Origin of the sequence: Paenibacillus sp. CH40 (assembly GCF_024213605.1) — a bacterium.
Lineage (GTDB): Bacteria > Bacillota > Bacilli > Paenibacillales > Paenibacillaceae > Paenibacillus > Paenibacillus polymyxa_B.
The window spans coordinates 479,408-499,126 of the sequence record NZ_JANAVQ010000004.1 but is presented as its reverse complement, the minus strand read 5'-3'; the positions used below and the strand labels follow the sequence as shown (position 1 = coordinate 499,126).

17 protein-coding genes are annotated in these 19,719 nt (G+C 46.9%); 13 read left to right on the top strand and 4 right to left on the bottom strand.

Going from position 1 to position 19,719, the window contains the following annotated elements:
• Positions 1-71: 71 nt before the first annotated feature.
• Positions 72-362, bottom strand: coding sequence for a hypothetical protein (locus NLX73_RS15550; protein ID WP_254326607.1), 291 nt, complete (start codon positions 360-362; stop codon positions 72-74).
• 99 nt (positions 363-461) lie between these two features.
• Here NLX73_RS15550 and NLX73_RS15545 point away from each other — a divergent pair, with 99 nt between their 5' ends.
• The 4 genes from NLX73_RS15545 to NLX73_RS15530 all read left to right on the top strand — a co-directional run bounded on the left by NLX73_RS15545 (position 462) and on the right by NLX73_RS15530 (position 4,716).
• Positions 462-1,913: a PstS family phosphate ABC transporter substrate-binding protein gene (locus NLX73_RS15545; protein WP_254326606.1), complete on the top strand. Its 1,452-nt coding sequence runs from the start codon at positions 462-464 to the stop codon at positions 1,911-1,913.
• 145 nt (positions 1,914-2,058) lie between these two features.
• Positions 2,059-3,288 (top strand): beta propeller repeat protein, encoded by a 1,230-nt coding sequence (locus NLX73_RS15540; protein WP_254326605.1) that lies wholly within the window; start codon positions 2,059-2,061, stop codon positions 3,286-3,288.
• 13 nt (positions 3,289-3,301) lie between these two features.
• Entirely contained in the window at positions 3,302-4,165 is an 864-nt protein-coding gene (locus tag NLX73_RS15535; protein ID WP_254326604.1) for an aldo/keto reductase, read from the top strand.
• A 14-nt stretch (positions 4,166-4,179) separates the two neighbouring features.
• Positions 4,180-4,716 carry a mismatch-specific DNA-glycosylase gene (locus tag NLX73_RS15530; RefSeq protein ID WP_254326603.1) on the top strand — a complete coding sequence of 179 codons (537 nt, stop codon included), beginning with the start codon at positions 4,180-4,182 and terminating at the stop codon, positions 4,714-4,716.
• Positions 4,717-4,802: 86 nt separating this feature from the next.
• Here the strand turns inward: NLX73_RS15530 and ald are convergent, their stop codons facing one another.
• The gene (gene ald, locus NLX73_RS15525) at positions 4,803-5,933 is read right to left on the bottom strand and encodes an alanine dehydrogenase (RefSeq protein ID WP_254326602.1); all 1,131 of its coding nucleotides are present in this window, start codon (positions 5,931-5,933) and stop codon (positions 4,803-4,805) included.
• A 245-nt stretch (positions 5,934-6,178) separates the two neighbouring features.
• On the opposite strand from ald, the gene NLX73_RS15520 reads away from it, so the two are divergent.
• From NLX73_RS15520 to NLX73_RS15485, 8 genes are all read left to right on the top strand, one after another.
• On the top strand, positions 6,179-7,843 hold the full coding sequence (locus NLX73_RS15520; RefSeq protein ID WP_254326601.1) for a PucR family transcriptional regulator: 1,665 nt from the start codon (positions 6,179-6,181) through the stop codon (positions 7,841-7,843).
• Between the two features lie 101 nt (positions 7,844-7,944).
• Entirely contained in the window at positions 7,945-9,468 is a 1,524-nt protein-coding gene (locus NLX73_RS15515) for a copper amine oxidase N-terminal domain-containing protein (protein WP_254326600.1), read from the top strand.
• Between the two features lie 189 nt (positions 9,469-9,657).
• On the top strand, positions 9,658-10,968 hold the full coding sequence (locus tag NLX73_RS15510) for a galactokinase (RefSeq protein ID WP_250267601.1): 1,311 nt from the start codon (positions 9,658-9,660) through the stop codon (positions 10,966-10,968).
• A gap of 116 nt (positions 10,969-11,084) precedes the next feature.
• Complete coding sequence (locus NLX73_RS15505) at positions 11,085-12,002, top strand: PD-(D/E)XK nuclease family protein (protein WP_061831068.1); 918 nt, start codon at positions 11,085-11,087, stop codon at positions 12,000-12,002.
• 175 nt (positions 12,003-12,177) lie between these two features.
• On the top strand, positions 12,178-13,443 hold the full coding sequence (locus tag NLX73_RS15500; protein WP_254326599.1) for a YncE family protein: 1,266 nt from the start codon (positions 12,178-12,180) through the stop codon (positions 13,441-13,443).
• A gap of 232 nt (positions 13,444-13,675) precedes the next feature.
• Complete coding sequence (locus NLX73_RS15495; protein WP_254326598.1) at positions 13,676-14,335, top strand: SGNH/GDSL hydrolase family protein; 660 nt, start codon at positions 13,676-13,678, stop codon at positions 14,333-14,335.
• Positions 14,336-14,476: 141 nt separating this feature from the next.
• A complete protein-coding gene (locus tag NLX73_RS15490) occupies positions 14,477-15,817 on the top strand; it encodes a hemolysin family protein (protein WP_254326597.1) in 1,341 nt (446 codons plus the stop codon).
• A 262-nt stretch (positions 15,818-16,079) separates the two neighbouring features.
• Complete coding sequence (locus NLX73_RS15485) at positions 16,080-17,351, top strand: methyl-accepting chemotaxis protein (protein WP_061831071.1); 1,272 nt, start codon at positions 16,080-16,082, stop codon at positions 17,349-17,351.
• Positions 17,352-17,444: 93 nt separating this feature from the next.
• On the opposite strand, the gene NLX73_RS15480 is transcribed toward NLX73_RS15485, so the two are convergent.
• Entirely contained in the window at positions 17,445-17,657 is a 213-nt protein-coding gene (locus NLX73_RS15480) for a hypothetical protein (RefSeq protein ID WP_025723740.1), read from the bottom strand.
• Positions 17,658-17,797: 140 nt separating this feature from the next.
• Here NLX73_RS15480 and NLX73_RS15475 point away from each other — a divergent pair, with 140 nt between their 5' ends.
• On the top strand, positions 17,798-18,580 hold the full coding sequence (locus NLX73_RS15475; protein ID WP_254326596.1) for a YwaF family protein: 783 nt from the start codon (positions 17,798-17,800) through the stop codon (positions 18,578-18,580).
• A gap of 115 nt (positions 18,581-18,695) precedes the next feature.
• Here the strand turns inward: NLX73_RS15475 and NLX73_RS15470 are convergent, their stop codons facing one another.
• Positions 18,696-19,487, bottom strand: a complete 792-nt coding sequence (locus NLX73_RS15470; protein ID WP_061831073.1) for an SDR family oxidoreductase — start codon at positions 19,485-19,487, stop codon at positions 18,696-18,698.
• Positions 19,488-19,719 lie beyond the last annotated feature (232 nt).

The following is a 19,719-nucleotide window of genomic DNA, read 5'->3' as shown; positions in this document are numbered from 1 at the left end:
TGGCTATACAGGATGACAATTCCCCTCCGTTTGGCGATGCCGGGTTCGATCTTGTGCTGAATAAGCATGAGTCATTTTCGCCAACGGAGGTACGACGTATTTTGCACTTGTTTACTATTTAAAAGCCATTGAATGGCAGATTGCAGACTTTCAGCCAGAGAAATATATAGAACAGCTGTATGGTCTGTATTTGGATATCCAACGTGATGGGTACTGGGACGTGAAGTAGCACCGTTTTTTGATCCATGCCAGAGCGATATAAAGAAGATTCGATACCAAAAAGGCCTTTCCCGTGGGGAGGCCTTTTTTGCCATACGCAGCTTGAGTGCCGCCTCCTCATTCGGGTGATCGGTTAAGGACATTTTTATCCTCCTCTCGTATACTAATCTTTACCATAATTGTACAATGAAGAAGCAATGGTTTACAGTCTCATTTCATTCATTAGATATAGGGGGATGTACATGTCTGATCCAAAGAGAGTTATAACCAAGCCGGAAAAGGATGAGTCTGTGCGGATAGCATGGTTTTGGCCATGGCTGGGCGGTACGTTTATGTTTGGATTGTTTTCAGTCATGTTTAATGTAGTTTGGAGTATGGTTGTGGCACCCCAAGTGCAGCTTCTGCTGAGGCATGAAGGTGTCACAGATACAACTGTGTTTGTAATACTACTTCTATATGCATGGATTATCGGTCTCATTTTTGCAGCTTATGGTGCCTTGAGTGCGCGTATGTCTAGCATGGGCAAGCTTTCGCTGATGCTGACTGGGCTATTGTCATTATTATGTGGGCTGTGGTTGTGGATTGTAGGAATACAAGGGTCTGGTGGCCAACCTGCTGAAGTGGGAGGGGCGTGGGAGCTCTTTTCACTCTATCACGCTTGGGCGGAGCCTGTGTTGGAGGTATTGGGGCCATATACACAGCATGGTGAAGTTTGGTTTCTACTGGCAGCATTGCTGCCGATAGCTGGCATGGTAGTAGGAGTTGGGGTGAATCGTTATCCAGCGCTAACCGACAAGAATGGTAAGGTGGATCATAGATGGCAATGGATTGTTGCCGCGATATCTGCTGCGCTCGTCATTGTGCTAACGATTACACTGATGCTTCCTCAACGCCCGTACATTGCAGAGAGGGATTTTCCGGTAGTAGACGGGGCTACGGCGGCCATTCCTTTTGCACAGGATATGCTGCATGAACTGACTGGAATGAGCAAGGCGCGAGCGGCGCACGAGCTGAGATTCAACACGACCCATCAGGCATATGTCAATTTGATCGAAAAGAAGGCGGATCTGATCCTGGTGGCCGGTCCTTCCGATGAGGAACTGCGTCTGGCAAAAAGCCGGGGAATTCAAATGAAGCTCACACCCATTGGGTGGGATGCATTTATTTTTCTCGTACATCAAGACAATCCAGTCAAGGGACTTTCTTCGGAGCAGGTTCGTCGTATATATGAAGGATCTATTCGTAACTGGAGTGAAGTAGGGGGAAAGCATCAGCCGATCGTTGCTTATCAGCGGGAGGAGAATTCAGGAAGTCAAACATATATGCAAAAGAAAGTGATGAAAGGTCATGACATGGCTGAACCTCCTCGGGAACTCCGAATTGGTATAATGGGTGAAATGATTAATGCAGTTGCTGATTTTAACAAGGATCACAATGCGCTCGGTTATTCATTTTATTATTTCGCAAATGTGATGCATAATCGTCAAGAGGTCAAATTTTTATCTATTGATGGAGTGAAGCCCGACAAAGAACACATTCGTTCGAAACAATATCCATTCACAGCTCAACTGTTCGTGGTCACACGGGAAGGCGAGAAACCAAGCCCTTCGATGCAACGATTACTCGAATGGCTGCAAAGCGAAGAAGGAACCCGGGCCATCGAAAAGGGTGGCTTTGTTCCTGTAAACTCGTAATCCTGTAACGATGATTTGCATACAGTCACCGTATATTCACCTTAAGAGTGAAACGAAGACAGCAGGGTAATACATAGAATATGCTTTGCTGTGAATACAATACCCGCACAGCATGTATATCACCAACATAAGGGGATGAACGAAAATGAAGAAAAAAACATCGGTCTGGGTGCTTTTGCTCGCCGTAGCCATAGTGACAGCGGGGTGTGAAACAGGCTCGCAAACAGGACAAACAGCTCAAAATGAGCAAAAGGGTGTCACCTCGGCACAAGCGAATGGTTCAGGAACCACTGTAGATACACCGAAAACAGGAGGACAAGCAACCACAGACACTACGATAGCGAAGGTCCGCATGGACAATATTACCGCGCTGCGTTTGATCGACGGCCAATCCGGCTGGATCGGCGGAAATGGCTGGATTGCCCGTACGGACGCGGTTGCATCCGGTTCAGTCGGATCGACGTGGAATGTGCAATATCAGGGTCAAGGTACGGTTCAGCAGATTTTTGCCTTGAACGGGCAGCAGGCTTGGGCTGTTATGGCAGACAGCGGATCGCTGCTGGCCACTCGCGATGGCGGCAAACGCTGGGAGGTTGTCGGGACTGTACCTGAGCAAGGGCAAGCGGGCTTTTTACACTTTGTATCATCCAAGGAAGGGTTCAGTGGCAACCAATATACGAAGGATGGCGGGCAAAGCTGGTCTTCGCTCCCCGTGCCTGGCCACTTGGTAGGACAGCCATATTACCATGATCAGCGAAACGGCTGGGCAGTTACGCAGGACACAGACCGTTCGTTTCAGATTTTACACACGGTTAACGGGGGCCAAAAGTGGACTACTGTCATGTCACGGACAACGGAGGCGCCTCTAAATGGAGCCATTATTCGTTCGGTAGAACGTGGCAACGCATGGATCGAGCTGGTTGGCGATACGGGGATGAATCAGACGTCGTATTCGCTTTGGCATACTGCCGATAGTGGACAAAGCTGGCGTGCTGTGTTGGCGAATGCCACCGCTGGCGGCGGTCCGGCACCAGGTATTAGCCAGCAAGACAACCAGGTTCCCAAAAATGAAGGGGCTGCACCAGGTATGCTCTATGCGGTTAATAGCAGTACCGCATGGATGGGCGGTTACTGCGCACCGTGCGACAAGCCCAATACCATCGGCTGGACGACTGACGGCGGCAAGACGTGGAACAATGGCAAGCAAGGCTTTGACGGTTATGGTGGTCAGCAAATCGGGATGGCAAATGCCAAGGAAGGCTGGGCTATTTTCTCGGATTCAGAGCAAGCCCCAGTCATGTATACCACCTCGGATGGTGGACAGCATTGGATGCAGAGCCATGTATTTGACAAGCCTGTGGCATCAGGTTCCTAAGGAGGGAATGCATATGAGCCAACATAAGAAAAGTGTGATTACCTGGACTGACGGTCGTGAAGTGCCGCTAATCGGGCAGGGCACGTGGCATATGGGTGAAAAAGCATCACTCCGCCAGAAAGAAGTGCGCGCGCTTCAACTTGGCTTAGAGCTGGGCATGACGCTGGTGGACACGGCTGAAATGTATGCGGAGGGCGGCGCAGAAGAGATCGTCGGAGAGGCCATTCGGGGTCGCCGGGATGATGTCTATCTTGTTAGCAAGGCGTATCCTCATCATGCGGACCGTCAAGGACTGGCTCAAGCGTGCGAGGCGAGCCTTACCCGAATGGGAACGGAGTACGTGGACATGTATTTGTTGCATTGGCGTGGGAATATTCCGCTGGAAGAGACGATACAAGGTATGGAAAAACTGCGTGAGCAGGGCAAAATCCGCAGCTGGGGAGTGTCCAATCTGGACAAGTCCGACATGGAGGAGCTATGGAGCCTAAGTGGAGGCGAAGCCTGCGCTGTCAACCAAGTGCTGTATCACGCAGCTTCGCGGGGCATCGAATATGATCTGCTACCTTGGAGCCGTACGCATGGGGTGCCTGTGATGGCCTATTGCCCGATTGCCCAAGGTGGCCGCCTGCGACGGGGGCTGTTGGAGCATCCTGTTATGGTAGACATTGCTGCCAGCCACGGGGTAACTCCATCCCAAGTTGCGCTCGCTTGGGTCATACGGGACGGTGATGTCTGGGCAATTCCGAAGGCGGTGCAGGAATCGCATGTACGAGAAAATGCAGCGGCAGCAAGTATTCGGCTCACTCCTGAACAACTTCAACAAATAGACGAAGTTTTTCCTCCGCCAACGCGGAAGCAGCCGCTGGATATGGTTTGAGGAAGGAGGAGCCCATGACAGAGCGAGAGACAGAACTGCATGAGGTAGATGATCATCTGGATTATGGATTATCCGTTGTATTCATCGGCTTTAATCCCAGCTTGAAATCAGGCGAGGTAGGACATCATTATGCGAATCCGCGCAACCGATTTTGGCGCATACTGGAGGGAGCAGGCTTGACACCTCGCTTGTACGATCCATCGGAAGATCGGGAGCTGCTGAAGCTGGGCTTCGGCTTTACGAACATTGTTTCCCGTCCCACGAGGGGAGTAGAGGATATTTCACGCGAGGAATACGCCGAAGGACGTCTGAAGCTATACGAGAAGCTAAAGGAATACCGCCCGAAGGTTGCTTGCTTTGTCGGCAAAGGCGTGTACACCGAATACAGTAAAAAATCCAAAGTAAATTGGGGATTTCAGCCTGAACCGCTCATTCCCGAGATGCATGAATTTGTGGCACCTTCGTCTAGCGGACTGGTGCGCATGTCGTTGGAAGAAATCACAGATATTTATCGCCATCTCCAAACGTTCCTTTCGTCAGAGATCGTCTGAAATGCAGTAAGTACGGTGGATACAGCTAGCACAAAAAGAACCACACGCTTCAGTCCCTGCTGGGAAGAGCGTGTGGTTCTTTGAGCTTATTGTAAGGCTTTTGCCTGCCATGCCTGTTCTACGGGAACATAAGGATATCCCAGATCACGTGCGACCGCTTCATAGGTAATATGTCCGTTCAGGACATTGGTGCCGCTAAGCAGTGGCTTGCTTCTGCGAAGCGCCTCCTGCACACCCAAATCTGCGAGCTGGAGAGCAAAGGGGAGCGTTGCGTTCGTCAGAGCGAGCGTCGAGGTTTGCGGTACCGCGCCCGGCATGTTTGCTACCGCATAGTGAATGACGCCATGCTTCACATAGGTAGGCTGATCGTGTGTCGTGATGTGGTCAATCGTCTCGACTATGCCGCCCTGGTCGATGGCCACATCCACAATCACAGAGCCGGGCTGCATCGTCTGTACCATGGCTTCCGTTACGAGCCGCGGAGCTTTGGCACCAGTGATCAGGACAGCACCGATCAGCAAATCACTTTGCGCCACGGCTTCAGCAATGTTGGACGGGGTGGACACCAGCGTATGGAGCTGATTGCCAAAAATATCGTCCAGTTGGCGCAGTCTTTGCAGGCTCAGGTCGATCAGTGTCACATCTGCCCCAAGACCGATGGCGACCTTGGCAGCATTGGTCCCGACCACCCCTCCGCCAATAATGGTCACTTTACCGCGTTTCACCCCCGGCACACCTGCCAGCAGAATGCCTTTGCCACCCTTTGGTTTTTCCAGCAGTTGTGCTCCAATTTGTACAGCCATTCGACCGGCAACCTCACTCATCGGAGTAAGCAGCGGGAGGCTGCCTTCAACATCTAGCGTCTCATAGGAAATGGCGGTTACGCCGTTGTCTGTTAAAGCGCGGGCCAGTGCTGGCTCGGCAGCCAAATGTAGATAGGTGAATAAAATCAATCCTGGTCGAAAATATACGTATTCAGAGGAGAGCGGCTCTTTTACCTTGATAATCAGATCCGCCTGGGACCACACGTCCGCAGCTTGCTGCACAAGAGTCGCACCCGCAGTGGCATATTCTCCATCCGTAAAGCCGCTTTCAACACCTGCATGGCTTTCCACAAATACGTGATGTCCGTGTTGAATCAATTGAGCTGCACCTGCTGGCGTTAGAGCGACACGATTTTCATTGTTTTTAATCTCTTTCGGAACCCCAATTTTCATTTCATTCACCTCTCCTAAAAATAATTGTTAAGAAAATTACACTATCATTTTTGCGCAGCCCTGCCGATTAGTTACATGGACCCAAGCCGATAAATGCAATTCATGTTAGATTAGGTACAGTTTACAAGGGGTGAAGCTCCTTGACATCATACATTTTGTCGGATTATCTGACTTAAAGGCTCGACTTTTTGATGAATATATGTCATATAAAATGACATAAAGACATAAGCATAAGGAGAATGCCGATGAACGGTAAAAAAACATTTACCATTGCGGATGTGCTGGAACGTCCCGTTTTCCGGCGGGCGAAGCTGGCGGCGGGGGAACAGGGCGTACATCGCCTTGTGGGTTGGGTCCATGTGCTAGAAATCACAAATGTTTCTCCGTTTGTGAGCCGTCATGACTTGATTTTGACGACCGGCCTGTGGCTCACCCGGAAGGGGGAAGAGCGTGCCGAGTATATGGAGCAACTGATCCGCTCGGAAGCCGCGGGATTGTGTGTGGAGCTGGGCACGAGCATTCATGAAATCCCCTCTGAAATTTTGGAGTTGGCGGAACGACAACACTTCCCGGTCATCGTATTTGAGCAGCCAGTACGTTTTGTTGAAATTACACAAGATATTCATTCCCTACTTATTAACCGACATCATGAACTTCTAAAAGATCTGGAGCGATTTTCACGTCAGCTTCAGCAGGAAACCCTGCGCAGCACTGATATGAACGCCCTCTTGCGTGTGCTTCATGACTATGCAGCCCGGCAGGTCATCTACATGTCTTCCATTGAAACCAATCGATTCGTACCTTCCGTCCAGCCGGATCTAGCGGACCGTATTGCAGGTTTTTATGCCAATGAAGTGGAATCTAGTATGACCGCCGATCGGGAGGGGCATCTGCTGTTTCACCTGAATGAGTCCACTGCCGTCTTGTTCCAGCCCGTTGTATGCTTCGGTCAGGTGTTTTCTGCAGTAGGTTTGGTACTGCATAGTGAAATGCCGACGGAAGAAATGTCGCTGCTACTCGATTACACTGCCAAGGCAGCCGCTACATTGGTGCTGAGAACACAGTTTCTTGAAGACAGATTGCTGCGTAATCAAAATGAATTGATTCAGGATGTGCTGAGCGGGCAGCTTCCCAGTGAAGAACAGGCTCAGACCCGGATGGGCCTGCGATTGTTATCGAAGGGGCAGTATTTATTTTGGGCAGGGGTCATTGAGGTAGAACATCAGGACAAGGATGCCAGTCAGGTACGCAAGGAATCCATCAATCAGGATGTGCTAGTGCTGCTTCGTTCATTGTTGAAAAAAGAAACGTTGCACAACCTGCTGATGATGAAGGGAAGTCAATGCTACATCCTTTGTGCCAAGGAGGAATTAACACTGCGTTCCGCAGCGCAAATGAAAAAAGTGCTTGCCCATACTGTTCAATATATTCAGAATTATGCCGCAGGACAGCTTGATAAGGTGCGCATTCATGCAGGCTTTGGTAAGGTAAGGCATCGCATGACGGGGACGGATCGCAGTTTTGAAGAGGCATATGAGGTCATTGAAGTGGCACGAAGCGTCCCAGTTATGAAGGATCGGTTGTTTTACGATAGCATCGGAATCTATCAGTTGTTGAAGGCGGTGCCCCGCATTCCTTTTCTACAAGAGTTCGTAGAGGACCATTTGGGCGAGCTGATTGCGCATGATCGTGAGCACCATATGCAGCTTCTGGATACACTGGATGCCTATTTTCAATCCCATGGCTCCAAGCGTGATACCGCCGGAATTTTGTACATTCACAGACAGACCCTTTATAATCGGCTGGATAAAATTAATGAAATCATAGAGGGAAATCTGGCAGACCCTGACAAACGTCGTTGCCTGGAGATGGCACTACTGGCTTACCGGATGCTTCAGGCTGAAAATTGATCCTAAATAACTAGTTCTATTTTCCATTCTACTCATTTACAATGCGTGTTAACACTGAGATAATAGAAGAGATTACGGAAATATATTGAAAGGGGATTAATATGAATATAAAAAAATGGATCGCCGTCCCTCTTATTTTGTTAATGGTAGCTTTGACAGGTTGCCAGGCAGTAGGCGGATTTGATGTAAGTAAAAATTTATTGGGAACACTTGATGTGAAATCCCAGCAGACAACGGAGAAAATCTCTCTTAAATTGACTCCAAAAGAAGGAATCACGCAAGGAGATAAAGAAATCGTAGATTTGATTAATTCGATTTCTGTCACTGTGGATGAAGCCAAGGTACAATCAGAGGAACTTGCTTCTGCCAAAGGTACATTGCACATCGATAAGTATAATTTGCCGTTTGAACTTGCATTAGACCGCCAAGGTTTGGCTATTCAACTGGAAGGTGCCAAAAAACCTTATTACATATCTTTGAACTCGCAAGAGAGTTTGAGCGGTCTGCCTGCTGGATTTGATCCATATGTATATTCCAAAGACGTGAGAGAACTGACGAAAACAGCCGCTGCACTTATGCTCAAGCATGCGCCTAACCCTTCGACCATTTCTGCAACGTCTGTAACCGAGGAAGTATACGGTGAAAAAGACAAAGTGAAACTGACCCATCTGCATGCTGAACTTCGTGGTGATGAGCTGGTAACATTGGTAAAACCGTTCCTGGCGAATCTGGCGAAGGACGAAGCAGGCTTGAAAGAGCTGATCGGGCAAGCCATTGATATGACTAAAACGATCGCTTCCGGCATGAATATTGAAGGTAGTGATAAAGTAACAGCAGAACTGAGTGCTAACAAAGAAAAAATGGTCAATGAGGCTTATACCGAAGTTAAAAAGTATTTGGACCTGGCCGTTGATCAGTATGATGTAGGAGTTAGCGCCATGTATGCACAGTCCCCTGAAATCAAAACGGTTCTGAGTGCTAACACGGTTCTGAAAAGCGACATGTATTTTGATGAAAAAGGAAATGTTCGCAAAGCGGCGACAGACCTGACGGTTGCTTTGCCAGATGTGGACGGTCTTCCGGTGAAGTCCTTCACAATTCTGACCGAAACTCAATCCTGGAACGTCAATGGTAGTGTGACGGCTGATAAAGTGGATATTTCTAACGGTGTTATTGATTTGAATAAACAAGCTGAATTAACTCCGGGAGCAACGCTGCGCAATTTTGAAGCGAATTCTCCGATCTACAACATTTTAAAAAATGATTTGGAAATTACAAAAGTAGAAACCATTTTCGATCCTAAAGACGATTACTACGTCTTGGAGAATCGTGGTGGTACTGCCTTTATTCCATTGCGTGAACTGACGAGCGAACTGAACTCCGAGTTAAAATGGGATGCAGCTGCCAAACAGACTACTGTAATTGATGATATTACAGGTAAGACGATTAAGCTGAAAAGTGGCTCCAAACAGGCTGTATTGGAAGGAAGCACATTGACGCTGCCACAAGCTCCATATACGGATGAATATGGTACATTGTATGTTCCTTTCAAATCAGTTGCCGAGGCGCTTGGCGCCACAGTAACTCGTAATAATGATGGGGAATATGTACTGAAACGCGACTAAAAAGAAATTCAAGGAACCGGCCCAATTAGGGGCTGGTTCTTTTTTTGTTATATTGGTAAAATGCTCAGTAAAGCGATTAAAATAAGCGCTTACAAATTTTAAAAGTGCCATACTTTCATACAGGGAAAATTGAGATAATGATAGTATCATTCCAGCATAGGAAAACACATACAATTAGGGGGATATACGATGAAAGATATGGAACTATTGAATTCCAGAGAGGGACAAATGGTGCTTGCCCGAATGTACGGTCAACAGCAAATCTCTGAGCAAACGACTCGATATGAATCCCTTATACAGGCGTATCGGGAGCATTTTGGTGTAGGGGATATTGAACTGTTTAGTGCTCCGGGGCGCTGCGAAATTGGTGGGAATCATACAGACCACAATCACGGGAAGGTGCTGGCAGGCAGTATTACACTCGATACCATCGCTGCAGCTTCTAAAGTGGAGGAGTCTGTAATTACATTCTTTTCTGAAGGCTACAAGACGAAGTACGTCATCGATTTAACCGACTTGTCGCCAAAACCGGAGGATGACAGTACGATGCTGCTGATCCGTGGCATTGCCGCTGGTCTACTTGAATTCGGATACCGTATCGGGGGATTCCAAGCTTATATATCAAGCAATGTGTTCTCTGCTTCAGGTTTAAGCTCTTCCGCTTCTTTTGAAATGTTGATATGTACGATATTAAATCATTTTTATAACGAGGGAGCGTTAGATGCTGTTGCTAAATCCAAAATTGGCCAGTATGCGGAAAATGGCTATTGGAACAAGCCGTCGGGGCTGCTCGATCAGATGGCTTGCGCGTATGGTGGCTTGATTTCCATTGACTTTGAAAATCCCAAGGAACCGATCATAAATCCTGTTCATTGGAATTTTGAACAAAACGGATATTCCCTCGTTATTGTAAATACAGGTGGAAATCATGCTGATTTAACGGACGATTATGCGGCGGTGCCCAACGAAATGTTTGCAGTGGCTCAGTCTTTAGACGCTTCGGTTTGCCGTGACTTATTGCCGGAGGATCTATATGCCAACCTTAAAATGGTCAGGGAAAAAGCAGGAGACCGTGCAGTACTGCGGGCGTTGCATTTTTTTGAAGAAAATAGACGCGTGGATGAACAGGTGAAATCACTGGAGGAGGGACGCTTTACTGATTTCCTGAGGCTCGTTACCGAATCTGGTAATTCCTCATGGAAATGGCTCCAAAACGTATATAGAAGTGGGATTGCGCGGGAACAAGACGTATCGGTTGCACTGGCTTTAACCGAAATGTATTTAAAGTCAATAGATAACAGCGCATGCAGAGTACATGGTGGTGGCTTTGCTGGTGTCATCTTGACGATTCTTCCGAATGATCATGTGGATGATTATAAGGAGTGGATCAGCGGAATGCTGGGAACTCCGGTACTTGTTGTCAACGTCCGTGAGGACGGTGCCGTTAATGTTAGTGATTTGATACATGTTGAACGGACTCATTGCGAGTCTACAAACTAGTCAGTCAGTAGAAGACTTTAACCCATGGGTTAAAGTCTTCGTCCTTTTTATCGCCGATACAGCTTAGGTTTGCGTTATAATAAAGAGATGATAGTTTTAATGAAGGAGGGCCTGTCATGGCTATATACCCGTCCTGGTCCTATTCGCAATCGAGGGCTCAAACGTTCGATGAATGCTTACGCAAATACTATTATCATTATTACGGCTCGCATAATGGCTGGAATTCGGCACAGGGCACTGAAGAGCAAGTTACGTTGTATCGGCTCAAGCAACTGAGCAACTTATATATTTTATTCGGGAATATCACGCATCAAATGTGTGAATCAGTCATACGTGGATGGATGGAAAAAGGGGCTATCCCGCGCACAGCATACCTCGAGACAGCTATGAAGAACATGTTGAATAACAGCTACAAGGAATCGCTACACCGTGAGCTATGGCTACAAGATCCGAAAAATCGCGTCATGCTGGCGGAGGTTTATTACGACGACGAGGTGCTTCCGGAACGGATCGCCCTTATTAAGGAGCGACAGCACGCGGTGATACACAATTTGTACCGTACTGCGGTTTGGCGTGAACTGCAACAGGGAAAGGCCCGAATTGTAGAAGTGGAGAAGTGGGATACGATGCTCCTTCATGAGACGAAAGTGTATGTCAAAATGGATTTGCTCTACCGTAGAGACAATGGAGACATGGTCATCGTGGATTGGAAAACAGGCAAGGAAGGCGATTTTTCCGACCAACTTTTTTTGTATGCTTCCTATGTGCAGGAGCACTATCAGCTTCCTTTAGAAAAGATTGAGGTACGTGTGGAGTATTTGATGACAGGAGAGCATGAGGTATATCGTCCCGCGCAAGAGGATATCGACAAGGTAGTTGGCAATGTCGGACGATACATCGAGGAAATGAAGTCCTGTCTCGATGACGATTACTATAATCGCCCCAAGCCCGAGTCTTTCTTCACTCCGATGCCTTCACGCAGAGCGTGCGGAGGCTGTAATTTTCGTGAGGTGTGTAAGTACCGAGCGGTGTGAGGGGAATAGAGTAAAAGAAAGACACTCCTTTTAATTAAAATGGGTGTCTTTCTTTTACTCTATTGAGTTAATGTCCAATTTATATTAAAAATCCTGCATATATTACAAATAGAATTAGTAGTCTTTTAAGACTGGAATTTAACTGTAATATCTGAATATAGGAGGTTTCATTTAAATGGCCATTCTGTCAACTGGACCTATTAATAATAGTGCTGTCAGTGGTATAAGACCCACTCAAGAGGTGACGATCAAAATCGAAAACCAGGATTCTGTCAATTTTTCGACTCTAATGATAGAAGGCTATATATTAAACGGATCGAGAACGTCATATGTACTTGAGTCTTTCTCAGTCGCTCCGAATCAAGTCATTACTAAAAATTATTTTGCAAATTTTGATGCATATTCATTCGTTTTTACAACGGGAAGTGTTGCCGCAAGTCAGACTGAAATTTCCGTTTGGGGAAAAAATGCAGCTGGAGAGTTGGTTACGGCTCATCGGCTTGTATCATCTGAGCTGTTAGGGGCTGGGGCAGAGTCCGGCCCCCTATCAATCAATCGCATTTTTGTAGCCAATTTTGATAGTAATGATGTTTCTGTGATTGATGGATCGACCAATGAGGTGATCGTGTCCATTCCTGTTGGCATTAATCCCGCGGGAGTAGGGGTTAATCCATTAATCAACCGAATCTATGTAGGAAATTTGAACAGTGATGACGTTTCCGTAATTGATGGATTAACCGATACGGTGATTGCTACCGTTCCTACTGGAGATGGAGCAAGCTCAATTGGGGTCAATACTGCAACCAATGCTATATATGTAGCAAATTTTAATGATAGCACAGTTTCCGTAATTAACGGTTTGACCAATACAGTAATTGCTACCATTATTCCTGTCGGAGGTCTGTCTCTTCCAACGGGGATAGGTGTCAATTCATTAACCAATCGCATTTATGTAGCAAATTTTAATTTTGATGTCGTTACGGTCATTGATGGAGCAACAAATACTGTGATTACCCAGATTCCAGTTGGGGTGAATCCATTTAGAATAGGTGTCAATTCACAAACTAATCGTATTTATGTGTCAAATTTCACGGGTAACAGCGTTTCTGTAATTGATGGAGTAACGAATACGGTGATTGCTACCGTACCAGTTGGGACGACTCCAGGTGAAGTGGGGATTAATCTCTCTACAAATGCTATATATGTAGCAAATCGCGATACGGATAATGTTTCCATAATTAGTGGGTTGACGAATACAGTGCTTGCTACGATCCCGGTCGGGAATAATCCGAATGGAGTAGGTGTCAATCCAATAACTAATCGTATCTATGTAACAAATCAGGATGATAACAACGTTTCCGTAATTGATGGAGTCACCCAAACTACGATTACTACCATCCCGGTGGGAGCTCGTCCATTCGCAGTAGGAGTAAATCCTTGAATTAGAAAGGGGTCTTGGGAAGAACTCAACCTAGGAGCCGAAGAAGGAGTATTAGTGATAGCCCGTGTGACGACGGGCTTTTTACTTGCGACTACAGATAGCAAGGTGAACAGAAATGTATATCATAATGCAAATCTGTAATTCTTCTATATTTTGAAACCGCTTTATAATTTAGAAGATGCGAGGTATGATAAGGGTATTATTGGAAAATGCGAAGGAGGAAGTTAGGAAGATGACGAGTACAGAACATGCACGTATTCTTTTTCAGGGAGATTCTATAACAGACGGAGGAAGGGGACGAAATGAGGACGCGAACCATTGGCTGGGTCAGAGCTATGTGTATCTGATCGCAGGTGCGTTGGGGAGCCGTTTGACTACCACGCAGCCAGAATTTGTGAACCGGGGAATTTCGGGGGATCGAGTTTCGGATTTGTATGCACGCTGGAATGAGGACACGTTTAGCCTGAAGCCGGACCTGCTCAGTATTCTAATCGGAGTGAACGACGCCTGGCGGATCGTGGAGCAGGAGCCGTCCGGGGTGACGGACCGATTTGAACGAGCCTATCGCCACCTTCTGGAAGAAACGCGTGAAGTGATGCCCGATATCGGGCTGGTGTTGTGTGAACCGTTTATTTTGAAAACGGGAGCTACCGAGGCGCGATGGGACATTTGGCAAGAAAAAATAACGGGATACCAGCGTATTGTATGTCAGCTTGCAGACGAATATGGGGCCGTATTTGTGCCGCTCCAGAGCATGTTGAACGAAGCCGCTACCCAGGCGGACGCCTCCTATTGGCTGCATGACGGGGTCCATCCGACAGCGGTTGGGCATCAGTTGATAGCTGATCAATGGATAGATATCGTGCAAAAGAGCCCGCTGGCGATTCGTTAACAGGGTCATACATAGTCTACTCCTTGTCATTTTTGGGTAATACACGATTATGGACATCATTACTTATGTTATGGTTCCATCCAAAAATGAACGTTAAAGGGGGTGCTTCTTGCTTCGTCATGAACGGAGCAAGAGAGGGCTATGGAAACGATAAATATCATTCTGGTTATATTGCTTATCGCATTAACTGCGTTTTTTGTGGCCTCGGAGTATTCCATTATTCGTGTGCGGGTATCTCGCATCAATCAATTGGCCTCTGAAGGCAACAAAAATGCGAAAGCCGTTAAAAACATTCTGTCTCGGCTGGACGAGTATTTATCTGCTTGTCAGCTCGGAACCACATTAACCTCAATGGCGCTAGGCTGGCTAGGGGAATCTACTGTTGAACATCTGCTACACCCCCTGTTTGTATTGGCTCATATTCCGGCAGGCCTGACGGGAGTGCTCTCCTTTTTGCTGGCTTTTTTGATCTTGACCTATTTTGAGGTGGTCATTGGGGAGCTGGTACCGAAAACATTCGCCATACAGATTGCTGAACCCATGGCATTGTTTTTTGCCCGTCCGATCACGATATTTTATAAAATGACCTATCCCCTGAATTGGGTGCTCAGTCGTTCATCGCGTGTCATTACGGGTCTCTTCGGGCTCAAAAAGGTATCTGAAGAAGATGCAGCACTCAGTGAAGCCGAGCTTCGTTTGGCGTTATCTGAAGGGTTTCGTAGTGGTGAAATTACACCGACAGAATATCGATATCTGAACAATGTATTTGATTTTGACGACCGTGCGGCGCAGGAAATTATGGTACCGCGCATCCATATCCGTTCCATCTCCCACCAGGCAACAGTGGCCGAGTTTATGGAGCTGATCGAGGACAAAGTTTATAATTTTCTACCTGTAGCTGAACATGGAGACCGGGATCGTATTATCGGGATGATTCGCGTCAAGGAAGCCCTGCATGATTTGGCACGTGGGCATAGCACAGGGAATACGACGATGGCTTCTTATATTCACCCGGTGCTTCAGGTTATCGAGACGGTTCAGGCTCGGGATCTGCTGATTCAGATGCAAAAACGACGCATTCCAGTAGCGGTGCTTGTGGACGAATATGGTGGAACATCTGGACTTGTCACACTGGAGGACATTATGGAGGAAATTGTTGGAGACATTCCTTCCTATACCGACACCGAAACCCCCGCAGCGTTAACTCCACTCCTTACAAAAACAGATGATCATCGTTACATACTCAAATCACAGGCGCTCATTCATGAGGTCAATCGGCGCTTGGAGACGGATATTGAGGCCGGGGACGTATATACGATTGGCGGATGGATGCTTTCAGAGCGTTTTGATATCCAGCAAGGAGAAAAGCTGACCATCGGTTTATGGGAGTTTACCGTACTGGAAAAAAACAGTCACCAAATAGACACAATTGAAGCGATTAAGAAAGCAGTTGTTGAACAGAAAAATGACAATGATTTTTAATAATGGAAATTGACTTTGTCGGTAACAGCTCGCTTAAGATGTGACGAATGGCCTGTAAAGCTTGTGATAGCGCGATTCGTCCGTTTTAAGATGCAAGCTGCTACCTGGTAACATATTGTTTTTTGTAATTAGGATAGGGGACTTAAGACTCTGTATCTTTATGCTCATAAATATATCTGTCTGTGAAAAATTCTACTAGAAATGTAGCAATTTTATGGTAAAATGGAATCAAATTTGAGTTTTTTGGGGTGGGCTACAGTACATGAAGATGTCACTAGGTACGAAAATGGTTACTGCATTTGTCTCAATTTCTGCAATAACCTATGGAACAAGCGCTTTTTTTATTTTTGTACTCAAGGACTGGCTTGCTCAAGGTACACAAGAATGGGTGTACACTTCGATCATTCTGTTATTGGGTGTCCTGTGGAGTGGCATTTTGGGCTGGTTGATCTCAAAATTACTCACACGGCCAATTGTTAGGTTGGCAAAGGCGGCAGAGGAAGCTTCGGCGGGGAATCTGTCTGTTGTAATTCCTGAACGTCGTTCGGAGGATGAAATCAAAGTTCTGTATGATGCATTTCGGCATATGATGCTGAACATTAAAGATATGTTCAATGAGATCTCGTACAGCACCAGAACAACTTCGCAAAGTGCGGAAAATCTGAGCTTGGCTATTGTGCAGGCTACCACACAAATTGAGTCCATGTCTTCGGTGGTAGAAGATATTTTGAATGGCGTGGAGCAGCAAAAGCAAGCATCTGCCCAATCTATTAAAACAGCAGACCGAATGCTGGGCGATTTTAAAATGATGCGTAGCAAATCGGGGCATATGCTGGAACTGTCAGGCCATATGGAGCATTCAGTAGATTCGACGCAGACTGTATTTTCATCCCTGATGGATGGAATGGGAGAGCTGACAGCATCACATGGTCGTTCGCAGCAGGTAATTGCACGACTGGAAAAAGAAGCTTCCCAAATTGAAGCGATTACAAGCACCGTGAAGGATATTGCTGAACAGACCCATCTGCTGGCGTTGAATGCTTCCATAGAAGCGGCGCGTGCGGGAGAAGAAGGGAACGGGTTTGCGGTAGTGGCTCACCAAATTCGCGCACTTGCCGCCCAAAGTACGGAGTCTGTGCAGCAAATAAATGCCATCGTTAGCCGTGTCCAGTCACAAATCGTAGAGACAGTGCAGTTGATGCATCAGCAAACGTCATTGGTCAGTGCTGAGGCAGAACGGACAAGCTCTGTGGATCAGACGCTGAACCGTTTGAACGCTATTGTACGTGAATTTGTCGAGAGCATCCGATTAATGGAAGAAGCCGTGACGGAGCAGACGAATCGGGTAGATCAAACCTTTGAGCAGATCCATCGTATTCAGCAAATGTCAGGGGCCTTCTCTGAAGGAGCTCATAAAATTTATAAGGCTGCTCATGAGGAGACAGCAATTATGCAGGAAATTTCGTCTTCTTCCGAGGATTTGAAAGTGCTTACGAATAAACTCATGATGAAAACACGTGGAATGCAACTATAACAGAAACCATCATGTGAGGCATGATATATACAAACAAAATATAGCCGCTATACACCGGAAAACGCAGCAAAATGGTTCCCCGGTGTGTAGTGGCTATTTTTTAATTTCAAAAAACTCACATTGTTTTCTGGGGTGGTAAGCCAGATCACTGACGCTGGATTGCACGACAATGGTTTGATCGTCAAAACGGATTATGATTCCGCCAGAGCCAATCAATTGGTCATCCTGAAATACCCGGACACGCAGATGACGTTCCAGTGCCTCGCTGAAATCCTGATCTGTAATTAATCGGCGATTAATGGCCATGAGGGTTCTCCTTTGAATATAATATCTTTTATCATAAAGGTAAGGTATGGAACAAGCAAGAAACACGGCTAGAACATAATCGGCTATTGGGTATAAAATAGAATGCAACGAAGAGAGAAAGAGATCAAAGGGGGCTAGCTATGGATAGGTCGTGGTCAGGGCCTTGGTTCGATGCCAACGCGCCAGAAGGGTTCGAGGCTTTTACTCCGTCACATGGGTTGGCTATATTGGGACTCATTGTATGCGCTTTGATGCTGTGGCTGACTCGGGGATGGATTCGGTCGAGCAAGCCTATAAGCGAGGGAATTCGCTGGTTGTTAATTACAGTCCTCATTCTGTCAGAGGTGACTCTGAATATTTGGTATGTGATGCAGCATATTTGGGATGTCCAGACCTCATTGCCATTAGAACTGTGCAGTGTGACACTGCTGCTGTCTATCCTGATGCTCATTTTTCGAAGCCGCTGGTTATATCCGATCATCCTTTTTGCCGGAATTGGAGGGGCGCTTCAAGCCGTACTCACGCCTAATTTGGCATACGCATTTCCGCATTATCGTTTTATCCATTTTTTCATAGCTCATAGTGCTATTATTTTGGCAGCCTTGTATATGACCTGGATAGAAGGACTCCGACCGACGTGGAAGAGTGTGGGAGGAGTGATGCTTTTTCTGAATGGCCTGGCGCTGAAGGTGTGGATCGTAGACGATGCTCTCGGAGCTAACTACATGTTTCTGACCGGAAAGCCGTCAACACCGTCGATATTAGATTTTTTAGGGCCATATCCTCTGTATATTGTGGCAGAAGAGGCCATTGCGCTCCTGTTCTTTTCTCTTCTGATGCTGTTGTTCGAGGTGCTTCCGGGAGGCAGGCTGTATGTCCGCTCACGTAAAGGAGCTGTGCATAGTGCTGACAGGTCGACATAAAGTCGTTGTAAAGCCATACAAAAGCAGCCTATTCCACAAGTATATGACTAGGGATAAGGCTGCTTAGAAGCCTAAACAGTTGTACGAATGGGTATAACGTTCCCCATTCTAATACTTAACGCAGTAGTGATTCTGCTCCGTCTACATAAATTTCCGTACCCGATACATGAGATGACTCGTCTGAGGCGAGAAACAGGACCAGATTGGCAACCTGCTCTGGCTCACCAGGGGCATCCTCTAGCGGATGCTCTCCGCCCTTCGGAAATTCGACTGGAATTTGTACCTTCTTCAAGTCTTCCGAAGGGTACGTGTTATCGTCAATTTGCGTGTCGATAGCTCCCGGGCATATCGCGTTGACCCGAATTTTGTAACGTGCCAGCTCCAGCGCTGCCATTTTCATAAAAGCAACCTGAGCTGCCTTGGTGGAGGCGTAGGCTGAGAATCCAATACCCGAAAAGGTTCGATTACCGTTGATGGAGCTGGTAATGATAATGCTGCCACCGCGTTCTTTCAGGTAAGGGACGGCATATTTAACGGTAGCAAAGGTGCCGCGAAGATTAATGTTCATCGTGCGGTCCCATTCCTCCAGTTCCAGTGTCTCGATAGGGGCCATGGTGCCGTTAATGCCTGCGTTGGCGAACACAATATCCAGCTTTCCGTACGTTTCCACGACTTTAGCGAACCCCTGCTGAATCATATCCGGCTTGGATATATCACATTCCAGTACAAGCGCCTCGCCGCCAGCCTGCTCGATGATTGCTTTGGTCTCCTCTGCATGCTTGGGTGTCCGATCCAGCATGACCACCTTGGCGCCTTGTTCTGCAAAACGGATCGCGGTCGCCTTGCCAATTCCTGAACCTCCACCACTGACCACTGCTATCTTTCCTTGCAATCTCTGCTCTGCCATTGACTATTCCTCCCATTCCGTTCATAAACTAAACCTGACTCGTTATTCCATACCTCTGGACGTTGATGGTGAAACAGTCACAGCTGGATTTTATCCCATTTGCGAAATATGGTAACATAGGCGAACCAGCAGGAACTTGTAGCAAAAATATATAGCAGGAACAAGTATGGAGAAGACCGAGTGACGGAGGTGGATCGAATTGAGCTATAACGCAAATGACCGACCCGAATCG

Bases quoted from the DNA above. Each gene is read 5' to 3' on its own strand.
- NLX73_RS15505 (WP_061831068.1), top strand. From the start codon at position 11,085: ATGGCTATATACCCGTCCTGGTCCTATTCGCAATCGAGGGCTCAAACG.
- NLX73_RS15470 (WP_061831073.1), bottom strand. From the start codon at position 19,487: ATGGCAGAGCAGAGATTGCAAGGAAAGATAGCAGTGGTCAGTGGTGGA.
- NLX73_RS15475 (WP_254326596.1), top strand. From the start codon at position 17,798: ATGGATAGGTCGTGGTCAGGGCCTTGGTTCGATGCCAACGCGCCAGAA.
- NLX73_RS15510 (WP_250267601.1), top strand. From the start codon at position 9,658: ATGAAAGATATGGAACTATTGAATTCCAGAGAGGGACAAATGGTGCTT.
- NLX73_RS15550 (WP_254326607.1), bottom strand. From the start codon at position 362: ATGTCCTTAACCGATCACCCGAATGAGGAGGCGGCACTCAAGCTGCGT.
- NLX73_RS15520 (WP_254326601.1), top strand. From the start codon at position 6,179: ATGAACGGTAAAAAAACATTTACCATTGCGGATGTGCTGGAACGTCCC.
- NLX73_RS15490 (WP_254326597.1), top strand. From the start codon at position 14,477: ATGGAAACGATAAATATCATTCTGGTTATATTGCTTATCGCATTAACT.
- NLX73_RS15515 (WP_254326600.1), top strand. From the start codon at position 7,945: ATGAATATAAAAAAATGGATCGCCGTCCCTCTTATTTTGTTAATGGTA.
- NLX73_RS15535 (WP_254326604.1), top strand. From the start codon at position 3,302: ATGAGCCAACATAAGAAAAGTGTGATTACCTGGACTGACGGTCGTGAA.
- NLX73_RS15530 (WP_254326603.1), top strand. From the start codon at position 4,180: ATGACAGAGCGAGAGACAGAACTGCATGAGGTAGATGATCATCTGGAT.
- ald (WP_254326602.1), bottom strand. From the start codon at position 5,933: ATGAAAATTGGGGTTCCGAAAGAGATTAAAAACAATGAAAATCGTGTC.
- NLX73_RS15480 (WP_025723740.1), bottom strand. From the start codon at position 17,657: ATGGCCATTAATCGCCGATTAATTACAGATCAGGATTTCAGCGAGGCA.
- NLX73_RS15540 (WP_254326605.1), top strand. From the start codon at position 2,059: ATGAAGAAAAAAACATCGGTCTGGGTGCTTTTGCTCGCCGTAGCCATA.
- NLX73_RS15485 (WP_061831071.1), top strand. From the start codon at position 16,080: ATGAAGATGTCACTAGGTACGAAAATGGTTACTGCATTTGTCTCAATT.
- NLX73_RS15500 (WP_254326599.1), top strand. From the start codon at position 12,178: ATGGCCATTCTGTCAACTGGACCTATTAATAATAGTGCTGTCAGTGGT.
- NLX73_RS15495 (WP_254326598.1), top strand. From the start codon at position 13,676: ATGACGAGTACAGAACATGCACGTATTCTTTTTCAGGGAGATTCTATA.
- NLX73_RS15545 (WP_254326606.1), top strand. From the start codon at position 462: ATGTCTGATCCAAAGAGAGTTATAACCAAGCCGGAAAAGGATGAGTCT.